The sequence below is a fragment of the Kribbella caucasensis genome (genome assembly GCF_004361855.1).
Classification (GTDB): domain Bacteria; phylum Actinomycetota; class Actinomycetes; order Propionibacteriales; family Kribbellaceae; genus Kribbella; species Kribbella caucasensis.
Window position 1 is genome coordinate 1 of sequence record NZ_SNWQ01000026.1, and the last position, 26,505, is coordinate 26,505.

At 68.3% G+C, this 26,505-nt stretch carries 25 protein-coding genes and 1 pseudogene; 13 read left to right on the forward strand and 13 right to left on the reverse strand.

Annotation, left to right across the window (positions count from 1 at the left end):
• Positions 1-232: 232 nt before the first annotated feature.
• Positions 233-988: a lysophospholipid acyltransferase family protein gene (locus EV643_RS36325; protein WP_133804750.1), complete on the forward strand. Its 756-nt coding sequence runs from the start codon at positions 233-235 to the stop codon at positions 986-988.
• Between the two features lie 109 nt (positions 989-1,097).
• Here EV643_RS36325 and EV643_RS36330 read toward each other — a convergent pair whose 3' ends face one another.
• Complete coding sequence (locus EV643_RS36330; RefSeq protein ID WP_133804751.1) at positions 1,098-1,496, reverse strand: nuclear transport factor 2 family protein; 399 nt, start codon at positions 1,494-1,496, stop codon at positions 1,098-1,100.
• Positions 1,497-1,578: 82 nt separating this feature from the next.
• Between EV643_RS36330 and EV643_RS36335 the strand changes: the two genes are divergently transcribed.
• The gene (locus EV643_RS36335) at positions 1,579-2,142 is read left to right on the forward strand and encodes a TetR/AcrR family transcriptional regulator (RefSeq protein ID WP_133804752.1); all 564 of its coding nucleotides are present in this window, start codon (positions 1,579-1,581) and stop codon (positions 2,140-2,142) included.
• A 254-nt stretch (positions 2,143-2,396) separates the two neighbouring features.
• Entirely contained in the window at positions 2,397-2,888 is a 492-nt protein-coding gene (locus EV643_RS36340; protein WP_133804753.1) for a hypothetical protein, read from the forward strand.
• 66 nt (positions 2,889-2,954) lie between these two features.
• Here EV643_RS36340 and EV643_RS36345 read toward each other — a convergent pair whose 3' ends face one another.
• From EV643_RS36345 to EV643_RS36375, 7 genes are all read right to left on the reverse strand, one after another.
• The gene (locus EV643_RS36345) at positions 2,955-3,953 is read right to left on the reverse strand and encodes an inorganic phosphate transporter (protein ID WP_133804754.1); all 999 of its coding nucleotides are present in this window, start codon (positions 3,951-3,953) and stop codon (positions 2,955-2,957) included.
• A gap of 2 nt (positions 3,954-3,955) precedes the next feature.
• On the reverse strand, positions 3,956-4,588 hold the full coding sequence (locus EV643_RS36350; protein ID WP_133804755.1) for a DUF47 domain-containing protein: 633 nt from the start codon (positions 4,586-4,588) through the stop codon (positions 3,956-3,958).
• Between the two features lie 150 nt (positions 4,589-4,738).
• Positions 4,739-5,056, reverse strand: a complete 318-nt coding sequence (locus EV643_RS36355) for a DUF202 domain-containing protein (protein ID WP_238166052.1) — start codon at positions 5,054-5,056, stop codon at positions 4,739-4,741.
• On the reverse strand, positions 5,053-5,415 hold the full coding sequence (locus EV643_RS36360) for a YidH family protein (protein WP_133804756.1): 363 nt from the start codon (positions 5,413-5,415) through the stop codon (positions 5,053-5,055). Before EV643_RS36360 ends, EV643_RS36355 begins: the two co-directional genes overlap by 4 nt.
• Positions 5,412-6,662 carry a glycoside hydrolase family 3 N-terminal domain-containing protein gene (locus EV643_RS36365; RefSeq protein WP_238166053.1) on the reverse strand — a complete coding sequence of 417 codons (1,251 nt, stop codon included), beginning with the start codon at positions 6,660-6,662 and terminating at the stop codon, positions 5,412-5,414. The genes EV643_RS36360 and EV643_RS36365 overlap by 4 nt, the downstream gene beginning before the upstream one ends.
• Before the next feature lie 68 nt (positions 6,663-6,730).
• Positions 6,731-7,216, reverse strand: a complete 486-nt coding sequence (locus tag EV643_RS36370) for a MarR family winged helix-turn-helix transcriptional regulator (RefSeq protein WP_133804758.1) — start codon at positions 7,214-7,216, stop codon at positions 6,731-6,733.
• Between the two features lie 70 nt (positions 7,217-7,286).
• A complete protein-coding gene (locus tag EV643_RS36375) occupies positions 7,287-8,204 on the reverse strand; it encodes a DMT family transporter (protein ID WP_133804759.1) in 918 nt (305 codons plus the stop codon).
• A 38-nt stretch (positions 8,205-8,242) separates the two neighbouring features.
• Here EV643_RS36375 and EV643_RS36380 point away from each other — a divergent pair, with 38 nt between their 5' ends.
• Positions 8,243-8,875, forward strand: a complete 633-nt coding sequence (locus EV643_RS36380; RefSeq protein ID WP_133804760.1) for a TetR/AcrR family transcriptional regulator — start codon at positions 8,243-8,245, stop codon at positions 8,873-8,875.
• 31 nt (positions 8,876-8,906) lie between these two features.
• Here EV643_RS36380 and EV643_RS36385 read toward each other — a convergent pair whose 3' ends face one another.
• Entirely contained in the window at positions 8,907-9,428 is a 522-nt protein-coding gene (locus EV643_RS36385) for an acyl-CoA thioesterase (RefSeq protein ID WP_133804761.1), read from the reverse strand.
• Between the two features lie 123 nt (positions 9,429-9,551).
• Between EV643_RS36385 and EV643_RS36390 the strand changes: the two genes are divergently transcribed.
• Positions 9,552-10,520: a hypothetical protein gene (locus EV643_RS36390; RefSeq protein ID WP_238166054.1), complete on the forward strand. Its 969-nt coding sequence runs from the start codon at positions 9,552-9,554 to the stop codon at positions 10,518-10,520.
• Positions 10,521-10,562: 42 nt separating this feature from the next.
• Positions 10,563-11,942, forward strand: coding sequence for a pyridoxal phosphate-dependent decarboxylase family protein (locus EV643_RS36395; RefSeq protein WP_133804762.1), 1,380 nt, complete (start codon positions 10,563-10,565; stop codon positions 11,940-11,942).
• Here EV643_RS36395 and EV643_RS36400 read toward each other — a convergent pair.
• On the reverse strand, positions 11,904-12,560 hold the full coding sequence (locus EV643_RS36400) for a flavin reductase family protein (RefSeq protein WP_133804763.1): 657 nt from the start codon (positions 12,558-12,560) through the stop codon (positions 11,904-11,906). The two genes, EV643_RS36395 and EV643_RS36400, sit on opposite strands and share 39 nt — an antisense overlap.
• 102 nt (positions 12,561-12,662) lie before the next feature.
• Here EV643_RS36400 and EV643_RS46145 point away from each other — a divergent pair.
• From EV643_RS46145 to EV643_RS36410, 3 genes and pseudogenes are all read left to right on the forward strand, one after another.
• Positions 12,663-12,911, forward strand: a pseudogene (locus EV643_RS46145) (phosphotransferase family protein); the annotation flags it as partial.
• Between the two features lie 111 nt (positions 12,912-13,022).
• Positions 13,023-14,087 (forward strand): L-glyceraldehyde 3-phosphate reductase, encoded by a 1,065-nt coding sequence (mgrA, locus tag EV643_RS36405; RefSeq protein ID WP_238166064.1) that lies wholly within the window; start codon positions 13,023-13,025, stop codon positions 14,085-14,087.
• Positions 14,088-14,411: 324 nt separating this feature from the next.
• The gene (locus tag EV643_RS36410; RefSeq protein ID WP_133804765.1) at positions 14,412-15,083 is read left to right on the forward strand and encodes a hypothetical protein; all 672 of its coding nucleotides are present in this window, start codon (positions 14,412-14,414) and stop codon (positions 15,081-15,083) included.
• A 363-nt stretch (positions 15,084-15,446) separates the two neighbouring features.
• On the opposite strand, the gene EV643_RS36415 is transcribed toward EV643_RS36410, so the two are convergent.
• Together EV643_RS36415 and EV643_RS36420 are read right to left on the reverse strand one after the other, a co-directional pair.
• Positions 15,447-16,427, reverse strand: coding sequence for a TAXI family TRAP transporter solute-binding subunit (locus EV643_RS36415; protein ID WP_133804766.1), 981 nt, complete (start codon positions 16,425-16,427; stop codon positions 15,447-15,449).
• Entirely contained in the window at positions 16,424-18,451 is a 2,028-nt protein-coding gene (locus EV643_RS36420) for a TRAP transporter permease (RefSeq protein ID WP_133804767.1), read from the reverse strand. Before EV643_RS36420 ends, EV643_RS36415 begins: the two co-directional genes overlap by 4 nt.
• A 117-nt stretch (positions 18,452-18,568) precedes the next feature.
• Between EV643_RS36420 and EV643_RS36425 the strand changes: the two genes are divergently transcribed.
• Positions 18,569-19,234 (forward strand): response regulator transcription factor, encoded by a 666-nt coding sequence (locus EV643_RS36425; protein WP_012918592.1) that lies wholly within the window; start codon positions 18,569-18,571, stop codon positions 19,232-19,234.
• 36 nt (positions 19,235-19,270) lie between these two features.
• Complete coding sequence (locus EV643_RS36430) at positions 19,271-20,608, forward strand: sensor histidine kinase (protein ID WP_133804768.1); 1,338 nt, start codon at positions 19,271-19,273, stop codon at positions 20,606-20,608.
• Positions 20,609-20,623: 15 nt separating this feature from the next.
• On the opposite strand, the gene EV643_RS36435 is transcribed toward EV643_RS36430, so the two are convergent.
• Positions 20,624-21,616: a TAXI family TRAP transporter solute-binding subunit gene (locus EV643_RS36435; RefSeq protein WP_133804769.1), complete on the reverse strand. Its 993-nt coding sequence runs from the start codon at positions 21,614-21,616 to the stop codon at positions 20,624-20,626.
• Between the two features lie 178 nt (positions 21,617-21,794).
• Between EV643_RS36435 and EV643_RS36440 the strand changes: the two genes are divergently transcribed.
• Both EV643_RS36440 and EV643_RS36445 read left to right on the forward strand, forming a co-directional pair.
• Positions 21,795-24,815: an alpha-mannosidase gene (locus tag EV643_RS36440; protein WP_133804770.1), complete on the forward strand. Its 3,021-nt coding sequence runs from the start codon at positions 21,795-21,797 to the stop codon at positions 24,813-24,815.
• Positions 24,816-25,164: 349 nt separating this feature from the next.
• Entirely contained in the window at positions 25,165-26,496 is a 1,332-nt protein-coding gene (locus EV643_RS36445) for a cytochrome P450 (RefSeq protein ID WP_133804771.1), read from the forward strand.
• The last annotated feature ends 9 nt before the right edge of the window (positions 26,497-26,505 follow it).

The window sequence follows — 26,505 nt, forward strand, 5'->3', positions numbered from 1 at the left end:
ACAGGACTCAAAGGTCCAGGACGTAGGAGTGCTCACCCACCGGCGGCTTACCAGTCCCGAGTCTGCCGGACGGCGACTCGGTAACTCTCATTAGGACGTAGTCCGCGGATCGCAGCCCCGCCCCGCCTGCTCGAGCGCCGGCCGGCCGCGTTTTGACGGACTACCTCCTAATCGAAATGCACACACCGATCAGTTCTAGTGCCCCCTTGCGCGGACCCGGTAGCGTCAGGGGATGCGCGACATCGTCTATCCGCCGGTGGTCGGGTTCGCCCGGGCGGCATTCAAGGTGCTCGACCTGCGGTTCACCATGACCGGGACCGAGAACGTGCCGCGGACCGGTGGGGCGGTGATCGCTCTCAACCACATCAGCTACGTCGACTTCATCCTCGGCGGCTACGGCGCGGTGCCGAGCGGGCGGCTGGTCCGGTTCATGGCCAAGGAGGTGCTGTTCCGCAACCGGTACTCAGGTCCGCTGATGCGCGGCATGCACCACATCCCGGTCGACCGGAGCGCCGGGACGGCCTCCTACCAGCAGGCGGTCCGCTACCTCGGCGAGGGCGAGGTGGTCGGCGTGTTCCCGGAGGCGACGATCTCCCGGTCGTTCGAGCTGAAGGAGTTCAAGTCGGGCGCGGTCCGGATGGCGGCCCAGGCCGGTGTGCCGGTGATCCCGTTGATCCTGTGGGGTACCCAGCGGATGTACACCAAGGACCACCCGCGCGACTTCACCCGGCACCGGCCGATCTCGATCACCGTCGGCGAGCCGATCACGGTCACTCCGGAAGACGACGCGACGGAGGCGACCGCCCACCTGCGGACCACGATGGCCGGCCTGCTCGACCAGACGATCCGGGCCTATCCGGAGCAGCCGGCCGGCGCCTGGTGGTTGCCCGCGTCGTACGGCGGCGGCGCGCCCACCCCGGAAGAGGCCGAACGCCTCGACCAGGAGGAACTACGCCGCCGCGCCGCCAAAAGGTCCGGCCGGAGTTAGCGGATCAGTTCCTAGGCTCGGGTGATCTGCTGCCGCAGACTGTTGCCGGCAGGATCCTTCATCACGAGCTTCAGGACGCCCGTAGTACGGGGAGTTTGACCGCCTGCCCTCACTCCGGGAGTGGGAGCCCGCCGGGCACTTTGGTGTAGCCGAGTTGCTCGATGACGCGTCCGCTGCTCACCCGGGTTACGTTCACGCCGAGCACTGATTCTGCGTCCGTAGGTCCGAAGCGGTAGCGCCACCGGACCGTTGCCCAGGCGCCATCGGCGAAGACGTGCTGGACCTCGAAGGTGCTGGCCTCGTCGGCCATCAGCTCCGCCCAGAAGTCCACGCACGCCTCCTTTCCGACATACGCGGTGCCGTCCGGTGCCGGTTGCGCAGACACCATCAGGCACTCGTCGTGGACCAGTGCGGCCATCGCCTCGGTGTCGCGGCGCCGGAAAGCGTCGCTGAACAGGCGGATGGTTTCGGCGGTCTCAGTGGTCGAAGGAGCGTCCGGTGCAGTCATCTTGAGGTTCCTCCAGAAGTAGACTGATTGGTCTATGCGGTAGCATATAGACCGATCGATCTACTGGCAAGGAGAGCCGAGCATGAACGGGAAGGCCGAGACCGCGGGGCCTCGGGAGCGACTGCTCCTCGCTGCCGAGAGGCTCCTCTACTCGCGTGGCGGCTCGGTCGGCGTGAGCGCCCTGCTGGAGGAGGCGAGCGTCGCCCGTAGGTCGCTCTATGAGCACTTCGGCGGCAAGGACGGCCTGGTGGCCGCTGTTCTACGTCGCACCGCCGATGAGGATCTGGCGTGGTACGAGTGCGCTCTGGGCGACGGTGATTCGCCCCGAGGCCGGCTCCTGACGCTGTTCGACCGGCTGGATGAGCTTGTGTCGGACGCGGGCTTCCGCGGCTGTCGGTACCTTGCGATCGACCTTGCCTTCGCGGATCGGGACCATCCGGCTCATGCTGAGACGGATGCGTACCGGCGGCGGATCCGTGCCCTGCTGGTCCGGGAGCTCGAGGCCCTCGGTCATGCCCGGCCCGAGCACGCTGCGGAGCAACTGCACCTGCTGCTCGAGGGGACATTGGTCATGGGCGCCACCCAGAATCATCAGCACCCCGCCCGGGTCGCACGAGACCTCGCCGCGATCGTGCTGGACGGCTGAACGTCGTCCGCTTGATGTGTGACGCCTCTGAGTCGGCGTGTTGGGCCGAAGTGAAGACTCGGAAATGATTGACGCGTCAGGCTTGACCGGGGGCCGGGGACCGGAGTACCAAGGGCCTTTGGTGTCGTACCGGATCTGGGGGATCCCTCTCGACAGAGCCGACGGTCCCGGGCGGGGGCCGCCGGTCAAGTCAGCAGGGCGGGGGAAGGTCGTTGTTTCAATCTGGCGAGGAGTTGCATCTCTTCGAGCCGGGAATGCTGAAGATTCCCGCACATGTCGCGGAGGAGATTCCGGACGCGGGCGCGTTCTTCCTGTCCTGGGCGACAGCGGATCTGCGCCCGGAGCAGATCCGCGAGGTGGAGTCCGCGGTGAACGGGCGGCGGTGCCAGAACGGCTGGTTCCCGCTGGAGAGCCTGGACAACATCGGCAGCCGCGGGTTCTGGCGCGGCCCGCTCACCTATCTGGCGAAGATGACGGCCAACGACGCCGCCGTACTGCAGGCCTGGGCGACGCAGGGGCTGGAGGGGTCGAATGCCGACTCGGTACGCCGGATCGACGCGACGGCGAACCACCTGCTCTTCACCCAGGGCCACGCGGCCGCCGCGACCTGGGTGCTGGCAGTCCGCCCGCAGGCGTTCCTCAACATCTCCCAACTAGGCGACGCCCTGGCCGGCAACTGGGAAACCTGCCTGTCCGGCCTCCGCACCAAAGACGTAGCCAAGGCAATCCGCCGCTGGAACCGCTGAAACCAAACCACCGGGCCCGCACCGCCCCGCCCGCGCGCCAGGCGGCTCGTAGTACGAGAGGGCGGTCTACTCGAGGATCAGGTGGGCCAGGGCGTAGCAGCCGGCGGCGACCAGACCGGCGGCCGGGATGGTCAGGATCCAGGCGGTGATGATGCCCCTGGCAACACCCCACCGGACCGCCGACAACCGCTTCGTCGCGCCCGTCCCCATCACCGCCGACGTGATGGTGTGCGTTGTCGAGACCGGCGCGTGCAGCCCGATCGCCATCACATACAGCACCGTGGCAGCGACCGCCTCGGAGGCGAACCCCCGGGCGGGATCGAGGTGGATGATCCGCCGGCCCAGTGTGCGCATGATCCGCCACCCACCCGAGTAGGTGCCGAGGGAGATCGCGGACGCCGCGGCGATCTGCACCCAGAGCGGAATCCCGTCGCCGGCGTCGACATGCCCGGTCGTGAGCAGGGCGAGGAACATCACCCCCATCGTCTTCTGCGCGTCCTGGAGCCCATGGCCGAGCGCCATCGCGGCCGCCGACAGCGACTGGGCGAGCCGGAACCCCCGGTTCACCTTGCCCGGGTTGCTGCGCCGGAACACCCACAGGATCGCCGTCATCAGCCCGAACGCGCCGAGGAAGCCGACGGCGGGCGACACCACCATGGGGATCACGACCTTGTCCACGATGCCGGACCACAGCACCGTGCTGGCCGAGGCGAGCCCGGCTCCGACCAGGCCCCCGATCAGCGCGTGCGACGACGAGCTCGGCAGGCCGAAATACCAGGTGATCAGGTTCCAGGTGATCGCGCCGACCAGGGCCGACAGCACGATCACCAGGCCGTGCTCTCCGGTGGGTGTGTTGATGATGCCCTTGCCGACCGTCTGTGCCACCTCGGTACCGACGAACGCGCCGACGAAGTTCATCACCGCGGCCATCGCCAAAGCGACCCGCGGCGTGAGCGCGCGGGTCGAGACCGAAGTGGCGATGGCGTTGGCGGCGTCGTGGAAGCCGTTGGTGTAGTCGAAGACCAGCGCGATCGCGATGACCACGACGACGAGCGCGAGCTCCACGCTCAGCTCTCCTTGACTGCGATCTGCTCGACCGTGTTCGCGACGTGCTCGAAGGCGTCGATCGCGGCCTCCAGCAGGTCGACCACGGTCTTCACCTTCATCACCGTGAGCGCGTCGAACTCGCCGCTGAACAGCTTGGCGATGAGCCGGCGGTGCACCGCGTCACCTGTGTTCTCCAGCCGGTTGATCTCGATCCAGTACTCGGCCAGATCCTTCATCGTGCGCAATCGTGGCATCGTCTCGGCGGTCAACGTCGCCGCCCGCTGCAGGACCTCGATCTGCTCAGCGATCTCCTCCGGCAGCTTCTCCAGGCCGAACAGGTGGACCGAGTCGACGGCCTCCTCCATGAAGTCCATCACGTCGTCCAGATCGGACGCGAGCCGGTAGATGTCCTCCCGGTCGAACGGCGTGACGAAGGTGGAGTTCACCCGGCGGATGATCGAGTGGGTGGTCTCGTCGGCCGCGTGTTCGGCGTCCTTCATCTGGGCGGCGATCTTCTGGCTGGCCGACAACCCGGTCCCCGCGGTGCTGCCGAGCAACTCGGCCAGGATGCGGGCGCCTTCGACGAGGTGGTTGGCGGACTCGGTGAAAAGGTCGTAGAACGTCGGGTCGTTCGGACGCAGACGTAACGGCACTTCAAGCTCCGGGTGAACGAGGGACAAACCGTGAACATGCTAAGTGCAACGGATCGCCTACTTCGCATCCGCCCCGGTCAACGTATCGCGAGTTCGTGAACAAGTTGACGATGCACCTACATTGCGCAACCAATCCGTAACCAGTTGATGTCAGCGAGTGAAAACGGCGTACAGGTCGAAGACGCCGACCACCAGAACCACGCCTGCGGCCGCCTGCAAGACGCGGTCGTGGCCGAGGGCCCCTGGAGCCTGGGACGCTCGGGCTGCCCGGCGGAAGACCGCGCTCACGGCCGCCCAGCCGAAGAGCGCCAGCACCAGGACGACGATGCCGAGCCCGAACCGCACACTCGACGTACCGTGGCCGGAAGCAAGCAACAGGATCCCGTTCGCGATCAGGCCGAGTGACGTCCGCCGCCACGCGAGCATGGTGCGCTCGGGCTGCAGGCCGGGATCCGGTGTCATCGTCATCGCCAGAGGGTGAACAGCAACCCGATCGCGCCGACCACGGTGATGGTTGCTCCGAGCATCAACGGCAGCCGGGTCACCGGGAGCCGTCCGCCCCGGCGCATCGCGGTGATGTTCTGCTGCCACCGGAGGAACGCGCCCGCGGTCGTGACGATCCCCGCCGTCACCAGCACGATTCCGATGATCCGGGCCGGCCAGCGGTCATTGCCGAGGTCAAGGAACTGTACGGCGGACAGCCCACCGGCGTAACAGGCCAGTGAGGTCCGCAGATAGGCCAGGTACGTCCGCTCGTTCGCCAGCGTGAACCGGTAGTCCGGCTCCTGGTCGGGCTCCTCCTGGGGCTGCCCGGGCTGATCCGTCACCCGCAGGTCACCAGGCCCCGGTCATGCTTCAGCGCGAGCACCCGTCGGACGCTGGTCCGCAACTGGGCCGCGAACGCCGGGTCCTGCTGGGCCTTCGTGACGAGCGCCCCGACCATCACGGACGTGAGCGACGCCTTGGCCGTGATGACGATGTCGCCACCAGCCGCGACGAAACGGGTGGCCCGCGCCCCGACCGGCACCGACGCAACCTCAGCCGCCGCGCCGACGTCGTCGGTGATCACCACCCCGTCGTACCCGAGGTCGCCACGCAGCATGCCCTGGATGATCGTCGGCGAGAACACGGCCCGGTTCTTCGCGTCGATCTTGGTGTAGGTGGCCGTGGACACCATCACCATGTCGCTGCTGGCCTGGATCCCCGCGGCGAACGGCGCCAGGTCGTCGTCATCGCGAACCGTGCTGCTGTCCACCACGCCGGAGGAGAAGTCCGTGTTCCCGCGCACGTGTCCGAGCCCCGGGAAGTGCTTGACCGACGTCATCACCCCCGCGGCATCCATCCCCTTGATGAACGCGACCACGTGCTCCCCGACCGGACCAGGCGTACTGCCATAACCGCGATCCAGTGCACCGATGGGCGCGTTGGCGTCTCCCATCGACGCCGGTACTACGTCCGCGACCGGCGCGAGGTCTATGTTGATGCCCGCCCGCTTGAGCTGAGCGCCCCAGTCCTGCGCTTCGCTGGTGAGCTTCTGCGTGGACCAGGTCCCCTGCACCGTTGCCGAGGGGATGCGGTCGAATCCGGACCCCTTCAGCCGCTGGACTTTCCCGCCTTCCTGGTCGGCGGCGACGAACGGCTTGATGCCGTCCGTAGTACTGGCTGCCGATGCCGTGGCCATCGCAGTACGGGTATGGGAGGCGCTGCCACCGGAACCCATCAGGAGGAGACCGCCCGGTTTCTGCGCGCGGACGACAGAGCGCTCGGACGAGGTCATGCCCTGCGCGTCGATACCGGTCATGATCAGCTGGGCCGCCTGCTCGCGGAGGGTCAGTCCGGTCAGCTTCTGGTCGACACAGCTCGGCACCGGGGTGCTCGGCGTCGGGCTCGGTGTCTGGCTGGGCGTCGTCGGGGTACTGGGCGGGGTGTCGGTCGAGGGGGTCGTCGTCGGGGTGATCGGGACCGTCGACGAGGGGATCGTGCTCGGACCGGCCGTCGGCGGAGCGGAGTCACTGCAGCCGGCCAGCAGCAGTACTGCGGCGGCGACCGCCAGTGCGCCTTGGAAGGTCTTCATCGGCGTCATTCTTGCTGATGCGCTCACCAGCTGTCCGGGCCGATCTGCGAACGAGCGAACGTGCTTCTTCAGCGCTGCTCCAAGGCCGGACTGTCGGACGTGTCCTCCGAGTGCCGCGCCAACGTCGCGCAGATGTCGTGCAACTGTGCGACCTGCTCCTCGCTGAGCGCGTCGAACACCGCTGCCCGGACCGTCTCGACATGACCGGGCGCGGTCTCCTTGAGCTTCTGCCGGCCCGCCTCGGTGATGATCGCCACCTGACCGCGCCGGTCGGACTCGATCCCTTCCCGGCGGACCCAGCCGACCTGCTCCAGCCGGTTCACAGCGTGCGACAGGCGGCTGCGCGAGCCCAGGGTGGCGACGGCGAGCTCACTCATCCGCAGTCGTCCGTCGGTCGCGTCGGACAGCCGGACCAGGATCTCGTAGTACGTGTGCGGCATCCCCGCGTCGCGCTGCAACTGCTGCTCGATCCGCCCGTTGACGACCCGCTGGGCCGCGATGAACGCTCGCCAGGCCTGCTGTTCGCTGTCATCCAGCCATCGCGGTTCCGCCATGCTCGCAGCGTAACCATCTCTCGGACGCTCCGCCTGTTCATCGCCGGCCGCGCCTCGCAACTAGGGCCCGTCAGACAGGCCCTAACCGACCCCTGAACCGGATCAGCAGTACTGCGACGGCGCAGACCACCATGCCGGCCAGGGCGAGCAGTCCGATCGTCTCGTTGAAGGCGAAGAAGGCGATCACCATCGTGGTCGGCGGTACGAGGTACATGAGGCTGCTGATCCGCGTTGCTCCCGACAGCCTCAGGTTGACCAGGTACAGCCCCCATCCCCCACCAGTGGACAGCACCACAAGCCACACGGCCGCACCGTAGAAGCCCGGCTCGCCATGGACCGTCATCTGGCCGGTGGCGGTGGCGACTGCGATGAACATGACGCAAGAGGCCAGAGACTGCAGACAGAGCGCGTCGACCAGTCCGGCGGTGGGCTTCCGCGTTCTCTCCAGACAGGTGCCCGCGACAAGTCCGAGCAGACCGCCCAGGGGAAGCAGGAACAACAGCAGTGAGGTGTGGCCCTCGCCGAGGTCCTCTGCGACGACAAGACCGACTCCTACAAGTCCCAGGGCCAGACCGATCCACTGGCGCGGGGTTACGTGCTCGCCGAGCAGCGGACCCGCGACCGTGGCGATCAGTAGCGGCTGGAGCGAGCCGATGAGGGCAGTGACGCCGGCGGGGATGCCGTGGTCGATCCCGATGAAGATGAGGCCCAGGTAGACGAACTGGGTGAGGAGCGCCATGCCGAGGTGCGTGACGACGTCCCGCTGAGTGAACCGAGGTCGTCGTACGAGCAGGACCATCGCAGCCAGTCCGCCCGCGATCAGGAAGCGCCAGGCGAGCAGGTCGACCGCCGACGAGTACTCCGTCCCCCAGCGCGCGCCGATGAAGCCGGAGCTCCAGAAGACGACGAACCCGGCACCCGCGAGGAACGGGATCGCGCGGCCGGCCGCGGTTCGCAGTACGGGCGTCTGGAGCGTCTCGGTTGTCATGGCCGGACTGTAACCACACCGGTCGGTATACTGTCAGTATGGTAGTTCAGCAGGTGAGACCGGGACTGCTGGTGGAGCGGACCGGCGTCGAGGAGCCGGCCAAGCCGTTGACCGCGGCCGGCGAGCGGATCCTGACCGCGGCGTCGACCCTGTTCTACGAGCAGGGCATCCGCGCGGTCGGGGTGGACGCGATCGCCATGGCGGCCGAGGTGACGAAGAAGACGTTGTACGACCGGTTCGGGTCGAAGGACCGGCTGATCGCGGCGTACCTCGACCGGCGGAACCGGGTGTGGCACGCGTTCCTCGACGAGCAGCTGGAGCGGCGCCGGCCGGGTGGCCCGGAGGAGGTCATCCTGGCGGTGTTCGCGGCGCTGACCGACTGGCTGGCGGAGTCGCGGCGCGGGTGCGGGTTCATCAACGCGAGCGTCGAGCTGGCGGCTCCGGATCATCCGGCGATGCCGGTGATCGTGGGGCAGAAGCAATGGCTGCGGGCCGAGTTCGTCGCACAGGCAAGGCTGGCCGGGTTCGCCGAGGTGGAGGAGCTGGCGGATCGCCTGTTGCTGCTGCACGAGGGAGCGCTGGTGAGCTTCCGGGTGGCGGCGATGGAGCACGCCCCCGAGGTCGCCGAACGCGCGGCCGCGGACCTACTGGCCGGCTGGCCGCGGGGTTAACTGCCCTGTCGCCTCGCAATGGTGAAGACTGTCATTCGGCTTTGTCGCCGTTCGCCTGCCGGGACTCGATGATCGCCTGGCGCCGGGCCAGCCGGTGACTGCGGCGGATCTCGGCCTCGCGGGTCCGGCGGCGTTCCTCATCGGTCTCCGGCACAACCTGCGGGACCGGGCGCGGCTTGCCCTCGTCGTCGACCGCCACGAACACCAGGTACGCCGACGCCACGTGGACCTGTGGACTGACCGAGTCCCAGCGATCGGCGGTGATCCGGACACCGACCTCCATCGAACTGCGGCCGGTCCAGTTCACCTGAGCGCTGAAGTGGACCACGTCGCCGACCCGGACCGGGACCAGGAAGACCATCTCGTCCATTGACGCGGTGACCGCCGGACCGCCCGAATGCCGCGCGGCGACGACTCCGGCGACCGAGTCGACCAGGGTCATGACCACGCCACCGTGCACGGTGCCGAGCAGGTTCGTCTCGTTCTGCGCGGTGATGTGCGACAACGACAACCGCGTCGCCGAGGTGGGACGGGACTGCGGCTCGTCGGCCATGGCTCTCTGCTCCTTGCAGGGTGCGTTTCGGGCGAACACCCGCCGAGTTTTCCACAGGCTCTCAATTCGCCGCCGGGCAACGGGGTGAACACCCGTACTTTCTCTGGCGAGGAGGTGGAGAACATGATCATCCACGACGAATCCACCGAACGGGCCGCGGGCAACCATCACCCGCTCGCCCCACTGACCCAGGCCCAACTGGCCCACCTGGTCCGGCTCTGCGTGACCGCCGCGGCCGAGCGCGGCCTGCACGCCACCTACAACGGCTCCGACGCCCTCTTGCTCGAGCCGCGCACCGAGGCGTTCGCACCCGGCTTCTCCCCACCCCTGATCGCCGGCCTGACCAACCTGGCCAGAGTCGTCGCCCGGAACCGCCAGCGCGACTGGCCCCACCTCGTCGCAACCCACTTCGACGAGCTCCGGATCAACCTCCACACCGGCCCACCACCACCGCCGGCCGACCCCGAGCGCGATCTGCTCCTGAGCCTGACCCCGAAGACTTCACTCCCGCCCGACTGGACGGCGCAGACCCCCGAGTTCCTGCCCAGCCTCCTCGCCGTCCCCTGCACGTACGACGACAACATCGCCACACTTCATTGCGACCCATCTGATTACGGCATGACCCCCGCCGAAGCCCATCAGGCCGGTTTGGCCAACCTGTGCCGCCTCACCGACACCGTCGAGTACGTCGAGAACGACGGCGCCCAACTCGCCGTCCTCAGCGACTCCCCTTTCGCCGCCTCCCGGGCCTTGGTCCTGGACACCGTCCTCCGCGAAACCCTCCACATCGAAGACCCACCCCATGGAGTCCTGGTGGCTCTACCCGTCCGCAGCGTCCTCCTCATCCACGTCATCACCGACCTCTCCGTCCTCCCCGCCCTGGCCTCCCTGCTCGCCATCACCCTCCGCACCCACACCGAACTCCCCGGGCCCTTGACGCCCTGGATCTACCTGGCCGCCCCGCAAGGCTCAGGAGCGCCGATGGTCGCGCCCCCGTGGACTCCCGCCACCACCCAACCCGCCAACCTCCGAGACCTCCGCCCGTCCCCCGCCTTCCTGGCCCTCGCCCAAACCCTCAGCAACCTCGAGTAGTTCTTCATCGGCAACATCGGACAGACCTGGGAGAGTCGGATCATGGGAGACAAAACACCGGATCTGCGCAAGCTGTTCATCGACGCGGCCGGCCACGCCGCGGCGTACCGGGAGTCGCTCAGCGAACGGCGCGTGCGTGCGCCGAAGCCAGTGGGCGAAGTGCGTGCGGACTTTCATCGTCCCTTCGGCGATGCACCGCGGCCGGCGGATGAGGTGATCGAGGAGTTGGTGTCGGTGGCCGATGGCGGTCTGGTCGCGACCGCCGGTCCGCGGTACTTCGGTTTCGTTGTCGGGGGTGCGCTTCCGGCCGCGACCGCGGCCGACATCCTCGCGGCCGGCTGGGACCAGAACGCCTTCAACAGCGTGCTCTCTCCCGCCGCCGCAGCCGCCGAAGAAGCAGCCGGCACGTGGCTGAAGGAGCTACTCGGCATCCCACCAACGGCATCGGTCGGATTCGTCACCGGCGCCCAGGCGGCCAACACCGTCGGCCTCGCCACCGCGCGCAACCACGTGCTGCTGCAAGCCGGCTGGGACGTCGAGACCGACGGCCTGACCGGTGCGCCCAAGGTCAGGATCCTGGCCGGCGAAGAACGTCACGCGACGATCGACCGATCACTCCGCCTGCTCGGCTTCGGCTCGGCAAACCTCGAACTAGTGCGCTCAGCGCCCAACGGTGCCGTCGACCTGGCAGACCTGAGAGCCCGGCTCGTCGACCATGTGGGTCCACTGATCGTCTGTCTCCAAGCAGGCAACGTGAACACCGGCGCCATCGACCCACTCGGCGAGGCTTGCGAGCTCATCCACGAATACGGCGGCTGGGCGCACGTCGACGGCGCCTTCGGCATCTGGGCGTCGGCCAGCCCCACTCTCCGGGATCAGGTCACAGGCGTCGAACTGGCGGATTCCTGGGGCTGTGACGGGCACAAGTGGCTCAACCTGCCGTACGACAGCGGGTTCGTGTTCACCGCCCACCCCGATAGCCATGCCAGGGCCACCTCCTACAGCGCCTCGTACCTCATCACCTCAGGTGCGCCCGAGCCAGGCGACTTCACCCTTGAGTCGTCCCGTCGCGCCCGCGGGCTGGCGGTGTGGGCCGGCCTCCAGGAACTGGGCCGTGACGGGGTCCGCGAGATCATCGACCGCTGCTGCCACCTGGCCCGCCGATTCGCCGTCCAGCTCGCCGAGGCCGGGTACGAGATCGCCAACGAGGTCAACCTCAACCAGGTTCTGGTCTCCTTCGGCACCGATCAGGAGACCGATCGGGTCATCGCCGCGACTCAACAGGCCGGCGTCTGCTGGCTGGCCGGCACCACCTGGAACGACCGCCACTACGTACGGATCTCGGTCTCCAACCATCTGACCACCGAATCCGACGTAGACCGATCAGTGGCCGCGCTCCTCGCTGCCGCCCAGACCACCTGAGGAGTTGGCTGAATAGTGGCCGGGCCAGTCGGTGTAGCGGATGCGGGAGATGGTGCGAACTTCGCCGAGCGTGGACCACTCGTCTTTGCCGAGGCGGGCGAGTGGGCGGAGTTTGTGGATGTCGGGATGGTTGCCGTCCATCACGGTGGACGCGATGGCGAGATGACGGACGCGGCCGATGACGACGGTGGAGTCGCCCAGTTCGAGGGTGGTGTGCAGGGTGCATTCGATCGCGACCGGGGATTCCGCGACTCGGGGTACCGAGATCGTCCGGGACGGCTCGGTGGTGAGGCCGACCGCTTCGAATTCGGAGATCTCGGGCGGGAAGTTCGTCCCCGTCGCGTTGACCTTCTCGAACAACGCCTCGGCCGCGAAGTTGACCACGAACTCACCGGTCGCCTCGACGCTGTTCAGGCTGTCCTTGCGGCCGACGGAGGTGAACTGCACCATCGGCGGGCGCACACACGAAACGGTGAAGAACGAGTGCGGCGCGAGATTCAGTACGCCGCCGGCCGACCGCGACGAGACCCACGCGATCGGCCGCGGTACGACGACCGCGTTCAGCGCCGCGTAGAAGTCCCTGCCACCCACGACTTCCGGATCAAGGTCCACTCGCACCCCGTCAGTATCCAGGCGAGCGAGGAAAACCGTGGGCCGGCATGACGCTGAGGGAGCAGACTGCGGGGGGTGGATGTCGATGTGGTCGCGGCTCGGTATGGGGTGCAGCCCGCAGGTGTTCGTGAGCTGGCGGGAGGTGTTGCGAATCGGGTCTTCGAGCTTGGCTACGACCTCGTACTGCGGGTTCCGCGCGCGGCGGAGTTCGAAGGGGATCTGCGGAAGGAGGTTGCCGTGATCCCCATTGCTCGGCGAGCGGGAGTGCGGACGCCCGCGATCGTGGAGTTCGACGAATCCCGCGCGCTCATCGACGCGCCGTACGTGGTGATGGAGCGGGTCCACGGCAACGAACTCGAGGCGACCCCCCGCACCACCATCGCCATGGGCCGATCTGACGTAGATCAAGAAGGTGGATCGCTGGCACTCATCGACCCCGTTTCTGCAGTAATACAAGGGTTCGCGGACATGTCCTGGCATGAGGCAGACTGGGTTTCCGTGACTGACTACGTAGCTGCCCAGGAACGGTACGACGACCAGATGGCCTACCGGCGGACCGGCCGCAGCGGATTGCAGCTGCCGGCGATCTCGCTCGGGCTGTGGCACAACTTCGGCGACGACAAGCCGTTCGCGACCCAGCGCGACATCCTGCGCCGCGCGTTCGACCTCGGCGTCACCCACTTCGACCTGGCGAACAACTACGGGCCGCCGTACGGCTCGGCCGAGACCAACTTCGGCACCCACTTCGCCCGCGACTTCAAGCAGTACCGGGACGAGCTGATCCTCTCGACCAAGGCCGGCTACGACATGTGGCCGGGGCCGTACGGTCAGGGCGGCGGCTCGCGGAAGTACCTGCTCGCCTCGCTCGACCAGTCGCTGTCCCGGATGGGCCTGGACTACGTCGACATCTTCTACTCGCACCGGTTCGACCCGGACACGCCGCTCGAGGAGACGATGGGCGCGCTCGACGCCGCCGTCCGCTCCGGCAAGGCGCTGTACGCCGGGATCTCGTCGTACTCCGCGGACCGGACCCGCGAGGCAGCCAGGATCCTGCAGGAGCTGGGCACCCCGTTGCTGATCCACCAGCCGTCGTACTCGATGCTGAACCGCTGGATCGAGGAGGACCTGCTCGACGCCGTCGGCGAGCTCGGCGTCGGCGTGATCGCGTTCTCCCCGCTCGCGCAGGGCCTGCTCACCGACCGCTATCTGGACGGTGTCCCCGCGGACTCGCGGGCGGCGCAGGGCAAGTCGCTGAGCACCGACATGCTGACCGAGGAGACCCTCAAGCACGTCCGCGCGCTGAACGAGATCGCCAAGCAGCGCGGCCAGTCGGTCGCCCAGCTCGCCCTCGCCTGGACCCTCCGTGACGAGCGCGTCACCAGCGCCCTGATCGGCGCCTCCAGCGTCACCCAACTGGAGGACAACCTCGCCACCGTCCGGAATCTCTCCTTCACCAAGGAAGAACTGGACGCCATCGACGCCGACGCCGTCGAGGCAGGCATCAACCTCTGGAAGAAGAGCTCCGACAGCTGACACAAGCCGCACGTGCGGTGGCCAGGAGACCCGTCCCGGCCACCCGCCCGCCGCACTGCCGAGACACGAGGCCGCGGGACGGTCGCCCAGTGCGGATGCCCAGTGCGGATGCCCAGCGACGGCGCAACACGCGATGCGGGATGCGGTGCTGGGTGCGAGGTGCCGGGTGGGTGCGAGGTGCCGGGTGGGTGCGGGGTGTGATGCGGGGCTGTGGGGCGGGGTGGTTCACGGTAGGGGTTCGGTGTGGTTACGGGGTGTGCGGGGGCGGTTGCGCGTGTTCCGAGACAGGCGCAGGCTGGGGGTAACCCCCGGGAGGTGGTTGTCATGACCCCTTCGACGCTCGAACTGGCCCTGACCTACGAACACGACAGGATCCGCGAACTCGCGGCGCCGGCCCATCAGCCGGACGCGGCGAAACCGGATCGCCGGCACCAGACCGACTGGTTCTACGCCATCGCCGCCCAGCACCTGGCCGCGGCCGAGGACATCCTGTTGCCCCACGTCCGCAAATTGCCCGACGGCGAGAACCTGGTCGCGATCTATGTCGGCAACGCGAGGGAACTCGAACGATCACTGCGCTTCCTCAAAGGCCGCCAGTACGGCGACAGCCGGGCGCAGCACCTTCGCCCGGCCGACGTGTGGGAAGTGATCGACAGGCTGCTCCTTGAACACGAGCAACTGGAAACGGAGTACGGCCGGATGCTCGGCGAACGACTGGACAGCGAGGACGTAACCACGCTGACCGAGAAACTGCTCACCGCCGAGGAAGTCGCGCCGACCCGCGCGCACCCGTTCTCACCACACACCGGACTCCCCGGCCGCCTCGCCCACCGCTGGTGGAGAGTCGCTGACACCGCCTGGGACAGCGCCGAGGGTCGAGTCGTCCCCACCAAGTACCACGTCCACCCCAAGCGCGACTCCACGCTCTCCCACTACCTCTACGGCACGCCTCTCCCAGAAGCCAACCTCGAAGAACGCGAAAACCAAGCCGAGTAGGCGGCAGGTACTCGAACCACCGGCCGACGGCCGGCGCTGTTACACGCCTTCGCGTGCGGTCAGCGCTCCTGCGGCTCTCCTCAGACGGAAAGAGCGGAGTGGTCGGGCGGCCGGTGAAGTGGGGCGGACGGGCGCGGAAAAGAGCGGCCGGGCCCGTGGTCCCTTTGGATGCCTCCGCAGGGCGCGGGCCCGGCCTGGCCCTTCCCCACTGCGCCTGGTTGTGGGGGAGGGCGTACCCGCCCTCGCTGCGCCTGGTTTGCGGGGGTGGGTGTGGTTCCCGCCTCCGCTGCGCCTGGTTTGCGGAGGTGGGACCTTGCGTCCTCCCCCGCTGCGCCTGGTGTGCGGGGAGGACGGATCCGAGGGTTACTTGAGCGAGTCGATCGCCTTCTTCGCGCCGGGGTGCAGCGGCACCGGGTCGGTCTGGGTGGCGGTCTCCAGGGTGATGCCCTTGGCCGCCGCGTTCACCTGGACCAGGCGGTCCTTGTTCTCGAAGATCACCTTGGTGAGCTTCTCGGCCAGCTCGTCCGGCATGTTCTTCCGGACCAGCAGCACGTTCGGGACGATGATGGTCGCCACGTCGGCCGGCTGCTTGTACGTCGCGCCCGGGATGGTGCCCTGCGCATAGATGTCGCCGTACTTCGTCTGCAGCGCGGGAAGCAGATCCGTGATCGGGATCAGCTTGACGTCCTTGCCGAGGCTGGTGGTCAGGTCGGTGATCCCACCGGTCGGCAGGCCGCCGGACCAGACCAGCGCGTCGATCGAACCGCTCTTCATCGCGTCCACGGACTCCGGCAGGCCGAGCCGCTGGGCGGTGACGTCGCGGACCGGGTCCAGCCCCGCCGCCTCGATCAGCCGGCGGGCGATCACCTCGGTGCCGGAGTTCGGCGAACCGGTGGAGACCCGCTTGCCCTTCAGGTCGGCGATCTTGGTGATCCCGGACGACGCGCGAACGGCGACCTGGGTGTAGTTCGGGTAGAGCCGGGTCAGCGCCACCACGTCCTGCACCTGCTTGAAGCTGTTCTGCCCCTTCACCGCGTCGGTCGCGGTGTCACCGAGGGAGAAGGCGATGTCATAGTTGCCGGCCACCAGGCCCTGCACGTTCTGCACCGAGGCGCCGGTCTCGCTCGCGGTCGCCTTGTACCCCTCCACCTTCTCCGAGATCACCGACGCCAGCGCACCACCGAGCTGGTAGTACACGCCCGTTGTGTTGCCGGTGGCAATCGTCAGCCGGCCGCCATCGGTGCCGGCTCCACCTTCGTCGGGTTCACGCTGACCACCACAGGCAACCAGTGAGAGGACGGTGGCGAGCGCGACCACAGCAGCGGGGTAGCGACGGGTTCTCATTCTGTGACGGATCCTTCCGTGGGTCCGGCCTGGCGTTGCCGCCGGACCAGATTGATGACGACGGCAACAATTAGCAAACCGATTCCGGTCGCGATGGTTACGGGGGCGAGGTACAGCAGGAGTGCGGCGGAAGGCACACACAATGCCCGTTCGATCCAGCCGGCGCCAGTCACGATCCAGCCACCGGTCACGACGGCCAGCGCGGCGACGGCCAGCGCGGACACCACCAGCGTCCACAGCATGCCGACGAAGTTGCCCTGGCCGAGCAGGGACGCCCCGTTGTCGGTCAGCACGAACGCGAACGGCACCAGGAACGCGGGCAGCGTGTACTTCCACGCCTGCCACATCGTCGGCATCACCTTGCCGCCGGTGATGGCGGACGTGGCCACCGCCGCCAGCGCGGTCGGCGGCGACACCTCGGACAGCACGGCGTAGTAGAAGATGAACATGTACGCCTCGGCCTGGGTGACGCCGAGCTGGATCAGCGCCGGCGCGATGATCACGGCCGCGATGATGAACGACGCCGTCACCGGTACGGCGAGCCCGAGCACCAGCACTGCGAACGCGGACAACACCACCGTCAGGATCAGTACGACGGTGTGGTTGTCGGTCAACCCGCGAGCCGCCTCCACGATGATCTCGGCCAGGTTGAGCCCGAGTCCCGTCTGCGTGGTCACCGCGACGATCACGCCTGCGGTCGCACACGTCGCCGCCACCGGCAGAACCGAACGGGTGCCCTGGGCAAGCGCCTTGAACAACGGGCCGGGAGTCAGCCGGTGCTCGCGGTCCAGGAACGACAACGCGAGCTGGATGATCACGGCGTACACGACGGCCTTGAACGGCGGGACGTCGATGGCCATGAAGCCGACGATCACGAACAGCGAGAGGAAGTGGTACCCGAACCGCAGCAACAGCTTCCAGGCGGACTGGATCGACGCCGGCTCGGTCGACGTGGTGCCGTGCCGGCGGGCGTCGATCTCGATCGCGAGCAGGATGCCGAGGTAGTACAGGATCGTCGGGATCACCGCGTAGCCGAGCACGGTCAGGTACGAGACCTGGAGGAACTCCGCGATGATGAACGCGGCCGCACCCAGCGTCGGGGGCGACAGGATCGCGCCGATACCGGCGGCCGCGAGCATCCCGCCGGCCGGTTCGGCCGGATACCCGGCCCGGCGCAGGATCGGCCAGGACACGGTGCCCAACGACACCGCGGTCGCCGTCCCCGAACCCGACACGCTGCCGAGCAGGAACCCCGCGAGCGTCACGGTCCGCCCCGGCGCAGTACGGCTGCGTTTGAAGGCGGCGAACGACAGGTCGATGAAGAATTTGCCGGCGCCGGAGTAGTCGAGCACCGCGCCGTAGATGGTGAACAGGACGATGTAGCTGGCCGCGACGTTCAGCGGGGTGCCGTAGAACCCGGCGGTGCCCATCGTGAACTGCGCGATGATCGCGTCGAAGTTGAACCCTTGGTGGGCCAGCGACCACTGGTACGGGAGATAGCCGCCGTAGTACGCGTACGCGATGAACAGCAGGCTGAAGAGCGGCAGCACCCACCCCGTCGTACGGCGGCATGCCTCGAGCAACAAGATCAGCAGGATCGCGCCGGCGACCACGTCGAGAGAGGTCGGCGCCTGGCGGCGTTCGAGGAAGCCGTCGAAGTCGCGCAACGGGTAGAGACAGACGACCAGCGCGACCAGGGCCAGCGCCCAGTCCAGCAGACCCGGGTCGTCATGCGTCCGACCCTTCAACGGGTTGACGAAGGCCGGCACCTTCCAGCCCCGGTAGCACAACAACGTGATCGGGAGGACCGCTGCGAGAAAGATCACTAAATAGAACTGCGTGCCCTGCGCCAGCGGGAAGAACACCTGCAGCAGCACGCCCACGCTGATCACGGCGCACCACGCCGAGATGACCAGATCCAGGGCAGGGCGAAGCCGCCGAGCTGGCCTCTCTTGCTCGAACTCGGCTACTTCGGACTCGGAGAGCGCGGCAGAGCCGCCCCCCGTGTTGATACCGACAGTCATCGACCGGTTCCCTCCTGTGGTCGAAGGCTAATGTCGGCGACCACTCCATGGAGTCGCGTGATTACGTCTTTACCAAGATCTGATACAGATGAGCGCCTCCTGCCCTACGATCTCGGCATGAGCGGCGCCGTCAGGATTCTGTTGGTCGAGGACGATCTCGATATCGCGAACGCTCTGATACCTGCGTTGCGCCGGTACGGGCTGATGGTGACGCATGTCCGGACGGCCGCGGACGCGCTCGCCGCGGACCCCGGCGACCTGGTCCTGCTGGACCTCGGCCTGCCGGACGGCGACGGCATCAACGTCTGCCGGCAGATCCGTACGGTGTCGGACGTCCCGGTGATCGCGGTGACGGCGCGCGGCGAGGCCGCCGACCGGGTCCGCGGTCTGCGCAGTGGCGCCGACGACTACGTGGTGAAGCCGTTCGCCATCTCCGAACTACTCGCCCGGATCGACGCGGTGCTGCGCCGGACCGGGCTGCTGCAGCCCCGCCCCCGGGTGACCGTCGGCGACCTGACCGTGGACATCGAGGCACGAACCGTCCAGGTCGCGGACAAGCCCATCAGCCTGACTCGCAAGGAGTTCGACGTGCTAGCTGTGCTGGCCGCGCACCACGGCCGGGTGGTGCCGCGCGAACAGGTCGCCCTGTATGCGTGGCAGTCAGTCTTCGAGGCGTCCTCGCGGACGATGGACGTCCACGTCGCGAGCCTGCGGGCCAAGCTCGGCCGGCCGGAACTCGTCCAGACCATCCGCGGCGTCGGTTACCGCCTGGGCTCGGACTGACCGTTGCGCCGTCGCCTGCTGCAGTCCCTTGTTCCGATGGTCGTGATCCTGGCCATCGTCGCCGCCGTACCGCTCGCCAACTACATCGCGACCAGCACGTCCCGGACGCTGTTCCTTTCCCGCAGCAACGACGCGGACTGGTTCGCCACGATGGCGGAGTCGCCGCTGCAGTCCGGTGACATCGCCAGCCTGCGCGAGCTCGCGGTCCGCTACCACCAGCTCTACAACACCCCGGTGTTCGTAGTGGACGTCGACCGCCGGGTGATCGCCACCTCCCGGTCCGGAGTCGACGTGAAGGCGCCCGACCTAAAGGTCGCGCTGGACAGCACCCTGGCCGGCCGGCTGCCCGCCGAACCGCCCGCGCTGTGGCCGTGGCGGACCGGCGAGATGGTCGTCGCCCGCCCCGTGGTGAACAACGGCCGCGTCCTCGGCGCCGCCGTACTGCGGGTCCCCACCGAGAAGGGCCGGGACCAGGTCGAGCGAGGGCTGCTCCTGTTGCTCGGAGGTCTGCTGATCGCCATCGGCGCGGTCGTCATCGGCATCGTCCGCCCGATCACCCGCTGGGTGCTGCGGCCGCTGAACGACCTCGACAACGCGACCCACCAGATCACCCGTGGCGCACTGGATACGCGGGTGTCGACGGACGGCCGTGCGCCAGAGCTGCGCCGACTGGGTGACAGCTTCAACTCGATGGCGCTGAGCCTGCACCAGGCCCGGCAGCGCGAGCGGGAGTTCGTCGCCGACGCGTCCCACCAGCTCCGTACGCCGCTCACGTCGGCGCGGATCCACATCGAGGGTCTGTCCCGGTTGTCCCCGACGGCGCGGTTCGCGCTCAGCGACATCGACCGGCTCGGCCGGATCGTCCAGCGGCTGTCCCGGCTGGCCGGTTCGGACCGCCCAGGCGATATCGAGGGCAGCGAAGCGCCGCTGGACCTGGCCCAGGCAGTGAAGGAGCGGCTGGTCGGCTGGAAGGCCGTGTACGCCGCTGACGACCTGGAGCTGATCATCGGCGAAATGGTCCCCGGTGGGGTCGCCGCCGAACTCGAGGTGGACGACATCCTCGACGTACTGCTCGACAACGCCTCCAAGTACGGCGCGCCGCCGGTCGAGGTGTCGGTCACCCGGGACGGCACCGAGGTCGTCATGTCGGTCCGGGATCACGGGCTCGGGCTGGGTTCGCGCGATCTGAAGAAGGTCGGCGAGCGCTTCTGGCGGAGCGCGCACCACCGGGAGATGCCAGGCACCGGACTCGGCCTGGCAATCGTCCGCTCCGAGGCAGCCCGCGTCGGCGGCCGCGTAGTAGCCCGCCCCCCGATCGGCGGCGGCCTCGTGATCGAAGTCCGAGTCCCCCTGATCGACGACTACGAAGACTGATCCCAACCCGGGCGATCAGATGTGGTTGTTCTTGTACCAGCGTTCGGCGGCTGGGTGGAGGGGGATCGGCATGGTGGCGATCGCCGATCGGGCGTCCAGCGAACCGGCTTCGGGGTGGATGGCCATCAGGTCGGTCTGGCGGCGGAACATCGTGTTCAGGGTCCACCAGGCCCATGAGTCGGACAGGCCGCGGCGGGCCAGCAGGTAGTTCGGGATCGACAGGGTCGGCACCGAGGCGGACAGCGAGTAGACCGACGGCGGGATCGACGACAGCACATAACCGCCGAACCGCTGGTTGGCCAGCTTCTGCGCGGCGCCACCGATGTCGACCAGCCGGAACCCGAGGGACTGCAGTTCCTGAATCGGCTTGGTCGGCAGACCGCCACTCCAGATCAGCGCGTCGACGCCCTTCTTCGGGTCCTTCATCCGGTCCCTGAGCGCCTGAACGGCGGTCTCCAGACCGTAGTGATGCGGTTTGACCTTGATACCCGCGGTGCCGAGGATCCGCTCCGCGACCACCCGGGTGCCGGAGTTCTTCGGGCCGATGCTTACGTCCCGATCCTTGAGGTCCTTCAGTTGGTCGATGTCGGAGCCGGTCGGCACCACCACGTGCACGTAGTTGTCGTACACCCGGGCCAGTGCGCTGAAGCGGAGCGCGCCGGAGGCGAACTGGGTCCCGGGTGCACCCTCCCAGGCGTCCAGCGCGGAGTCGGACAGGCTGAACCCGACGTCGGCGTTCCCGACCGCGAGCATCTTCAGGTTCTGCACCGAGCCCTCGGTCGGGAGCGGCGTCATCGCCACCCCGGTCACCTCGCTGACCAGCTTCGCCAGGCCGGCGCCGTACACGTTGTACACCCCGCCCGCGTTGCCGGTGGCGAATTTGGCCGGGCCGGCCGGAGCGGGCTCGTCCGAGCGGCCGCGCGAGCAGCCCGGCGTCACCATGGCCGCCGCAGCCGCGGCTCCGAGCCCGAGCACGCTCCGTCGATTCAGCTGGCGGGGACGATCCATGGGGGACAACTTAGAGGGCGGGAGGTCCGCACCGGTAGTTTGCCGCCGCGAGCGGGAACGGAGCGCAATCAGCCGAACACCAGGGAAACTGCGTCTGGACGGGCCCCCGGAGTATGTGACAGCGTTGTCATGCAGTCGGCCCGCTGGGTCGCGGAAAACGTCATCGGAGGATGATTTCGTGCACGACGATCGACAACTGATCGAGGAGCGGTTGTACCGCGCCCTGCGGGAGCGGATCCGCCCCGCGATCTATGGTGCCTCCGTTCCGCTGGCCATCGAGGTGTGGCACGCGCCCGGTGAGCCGGTATCGCCCGCCGAGGCGCTCGCCGCGAGCTACGAGCCGGCCGAGATCGGCCTGCCCTGGGGTCCGGCCTGGGGCACCGCCTGGTTCAAGTTCAGCGGCCAGGTGCCCGCCGAGTGGGCCGGTTCGCAGATCGAGGCCGTGATCGACCTCGGCTTCAGCGGCGGCCCGGGCTTCTCCGCCGAGGGCCTGATCCACACCACCTCCGGCGTCCCGCTGAAGGGCCTGCACCCGCGGCAGACCTACGCGCCGCTGTCGATCCTCGGCCCGGACGGTACGGCGGCGTCGGCCGGCGACCGGATCGAGTTCTACGTCGAGGGCGCCGCCAACCCGGAGGTACTGGGGTCGAACGCCTTCGCGCCGACCGACATCGGCAGCAAGCCGGAGCCGGGCGGCCGGCCGATCTACCGGCTGGCCCGGGCCGACCTGGCCGTCTTCAACCCCGAGGTCTGGGACCTGATCCTCGATCTGGAGGCCCTCGACGGCCTGCAGAAGGAGCTTTCGCCGCAGGAGCCGCGCCGCCGCGAGATCCTGCGCGCGCTGAGCCGGGCCCTCGACGCGCTCGACTACGAGAACGTGGCCGGGACCGCGACGGACGCCCGCGCCCAGCTCACCGACGTACTGAGCCGTCCGGCGCACGCCAGCGCGCACCAGCTCTCCGCGGTCGGCCACGCGCACATCGACTCCGCCTGGCTCTGGCCGCTGCGCGAGACCCGCCGCAAGGTGGCCCGCACGGTGTCCAACGTGGCGACCCTCGCGCAGGAGTACCCGGAGCTCGTCTTCGCGTTCTCGCAGGCGCAGCAGCACGCCTGGGTGAAGGAGAACTACCCCGAGGTGTGGGAGCGGCTGAAGAAGGCCGTTGCCGACGGCACCATCGTCCCGGTCGGCGGGATGTGGGTGGAGTCCGACACCAACCTGCCCGGCGGCGAGGCGCTGGCCCGGCAGTTCGTGCACGGCAAGCGGTTCTTCCTCGACGAGTACGGGATCGACACCCAGGAAGTCTGGCTGCCGGACTCGTTCGGCTACACCGCGGCGCTGCCGCAGCTGGTCAAGCTGTCCGGTTCGAAGTGGTTTCTGACCCAGAAGATCTCCTGGAACAAGGAGAACAAGTTCCCGCATCACACCTTCTGGTGGGAGGGCCTGGACGGGACCCGGGTGTTCACCCACTTCCCGCCGATCGACACCTACAACTCCGACCTGTCCGGCCGCGAGCTCGCGCACGCGCAGCGCAACTTCGCCGAGAACGGCGCGGCGACCCGGTCGCTGGTGCCGTTCGGGTACGGCGACGGCGGTGGCGGCCCCACCCGCGAGTTCGTCGCGACCGCTCGCCGGGTGGCGAACCTGGAGTCCTCGCCGCGGGTGACGATCGAGTCGCCGACCGAGTTCTTCGCCGCCGCCGAGGAGGAGTACGCCGGGCACGCGCCGGTCTGGTCAGGTGAGCTCTACCTGGAGATCCACCGGGCGACGTACACCTCACAGGCCAAGACCAAGCAGGGCAACCGGCGCAGCGAACACCTGCTCCGCGAGGCCGAACTGTGGTCCGCCGCGGCGGTACTCGCAGGCAAGCTGGACGCGTACCCGTACGAGGAGCTGGACCGGATCTGGAAGGCCGTGCTGCTGAACCAGTTCCACGACATCCTGCCCGGCAGCTCGATCTCGTGGGTGCACCGCGAGGCCGAGGCGACGTACGCGCGACTGGCCGAGGAGCTCAACGCCATCATCGCCAAGGCCCAGCAGGCGCTGGCCGGCGAGGGTTCGACCCCGATCGTCTTCAACGCCGCGCCGCACGCTCGGAACGGTGTCGCCGGTATGGGCGCCGGGGCTGTCTCCACCAATGCGCAGCTCGCGACGATCGACGGCAACATCCTCGACAACGGGCTGATCCGCGTCACCGTCGACCAGCGCGGCCTGATCACCAGCCTGTACGACGTGGCGGCCGAGCGCGAGGTCATCGCACCGGGCAGCGCGGCCAACCTGCTGCAACTGCACGTGGACACCCCGAACCACTGGGACGCCTGGGACGTCGACTCGTTCTACAAGAACAACGTCCGCGACGTCACCGAGGTGGACACCGTCGACTTCAGCACCGTCGACGGGGTCGCCACCGTCGTGGTCAAGCGGTCCTTCAACCGGTCCAGCATCACCCAGACGCTGCGGTTGCGGCCGGGCACGAAGCGGGTCGACATCGAGACGTCCGTCGATTGGCACGAGTCGGAGAAGTTCCTCAAGGCGGCCTTCCCGGTCGATGTGCACGCCGACCGGTCCGCCTCGGAGACCCAGTTCGGCCACATCTTCCGGCCGACCCACCAGAACACCTCGTGGGACGCGGCCAAGTTCGAGATCGCGGCCCACCGCTGGGTGCACGTGGGCGAACCCGGGTACGGCGTTGCCGTGGTCAACGACTCGACGTACGGCCACGACATCAACCGGACGGCGCGCGAAGACGGTGGCACGACCACCACAATCCGTACGTCGCTGATCCGGGCGCCGCGGTTCCCCGACCCGCAGACCGACCAGGGCGTGCATGTGGTGAACCACGCACTGGTGGTCGGCGCCGGGATCCCCGAGGCGATCGAGGAGGGCTACCGGATCAACCTGCCGGAGCGGGTCGTCACCGGCGCCGACGGCGTCGAGCCCATCGTTGCTGTGAGCAACAACAACGTGGTGGTCGAGGCGATCAAGCTGGCCGACGACCAGTCGGGCGACGTGGTTGTTCGGCTGTACGAATCCACCGGCGGCCGCTCCCGCGCGATCGTCACCCCGGGCTTCGCGGCCATCTCGGTCGCCGAGGTCGACCTGCTCGAGCGCCACCTGGCCGACCGCGAACTGACCGACGACGGAGTCTCCTTGGAACTCCGCCCCTTCCAGATCCTCACCCTCCGCTTCAAGCGTTCCTAGCACCACCCCAAGGGACCCGGTCGGAAGCCGGGGACCACAGGCGGCAGCGCCACTCCGCCCGCGGTCCCCACTCCCGACCCCCGGCAACCACGGCTGCGGCCAGCAGCAACAGTCGACGCGGCCTCATGATTGCGCGGCTGTTGCGACGATCTGGGCGCCTGCCCGAAGGCTGGTGCCGTCGCAGCGATCCGGGCCGCCAGTTGGTCCACGCCACCTGGCCTTGATCCGGCCCACGCGGATCAGCTCCCCAGGCTTGTTGCCGCACTGGCCGCCTACGACGCCTCGTGAGTTCACCGTCCTGACGTAGCGTTGTCGTACCGACTTTGGTTCGCGGATCGGGAGGTGGCCAGTGGCCGCACAAACACCGTTGCTGGGCTCGCGCACGCTCGATCGGCAGACCGCCCGGACGCTTCCACCCGGGCCGCGGCTGCCGACGTTGGTGCAGACGGTGTTGTTCGCCAGTCATCGCAGGACGTTCTTCCCGCGGATGCGCGAGCGGTACGGCGATGTCTTCACGATCCGGCTGGTGCCGTCGAGCCGGGTGGTCGTCGTACTGAGCCGGCCGGAACACTTCAAGGAGGTGTTCACCACGCCGCCGTCGGTGATGCACGCCGGCGAGGGCAACACGGTGCTCGCGCCGATCATGGGGAACCACTCCCTGCTGCTGATCGACGACGAGGACCACGCCCGGATGCGGCGGCAGTTGATGCCCGCGTTCATGGGCAACGCACTGCGCGGGTACGCCGGGATGATCGCGGAGCTGGCCCGGGCCGAGGTGGAGTCCTGGCCGATCGGCGTACCGTTCAAGCTGCACGACCGGATGCGCCAGCTCACCCTGGAGATCATCCTGCAGGTCGTGTTCGGGGTCACCGACGACGACCGGCTGGCGCGGTTGCGGCCGTTGGTCGACCGGATCGTGTCGGTCCCACCGGTCATCATGCTCGGCGGCTTCTACCCACGGCTGCTGAAGTTCCCGCCCTGGAGCCGCTACCTCGACACCCAGCGGCAGGTCGACGAGATCCTGTACGACGAGATCGCCAAGAGCCGGGAGAACTTTGCCGGACGCAACGATGTGCTGAGCCGCCTGCTCGAGGCCGGCACCTGGTCCGACGTCGAACTGCGGGACCAGTTGATCACGCTGCTGCTGGCCGGACACGAGACGACGGCGACCGCGCTGGCCTGGGCGTTCCACGAGCTCGCCCGCCAGCCCGAGCAGCTCCGGGCAGGACAGCTGGCCGCCGACGAGGGTGACGACGAACGGCTGGACGCGATCGCCAAGGAGTCGATGCGGCTGCACCCGGTCGTCTACCAGGTCGGCCGGCGCGTCACCGAGACCGTCGACATCGCCGGCTACCGACTCCCCCGCGGCACCACGATCATGCCGGCGATGGGCCTGGTCCACGCCGACGGCGAACACTTCCCGGCCCCGGAAGAGTTCCGCCCCGAACGCTTCCTGTCCGAAGACCCGCCGGCCCCCGGCACCTGGCTCCCCTTCGGCGGCGGTGCCCGCCGCTGCATCGGCGCCGGCTTCTCCCTCCTCGAAGCCACCGAAATCCTCCGAGCCTGTCTCACCCGCTACAACTTCCAAGCCCCCAACCCAAAGCCAGAATCCGCAAAGCCAAAAAACGTCACCTTGATCCCGTCCCGCGGCGCCGAAGTCCTAGTAACCCCGCGCACCTGAATAGCAAAC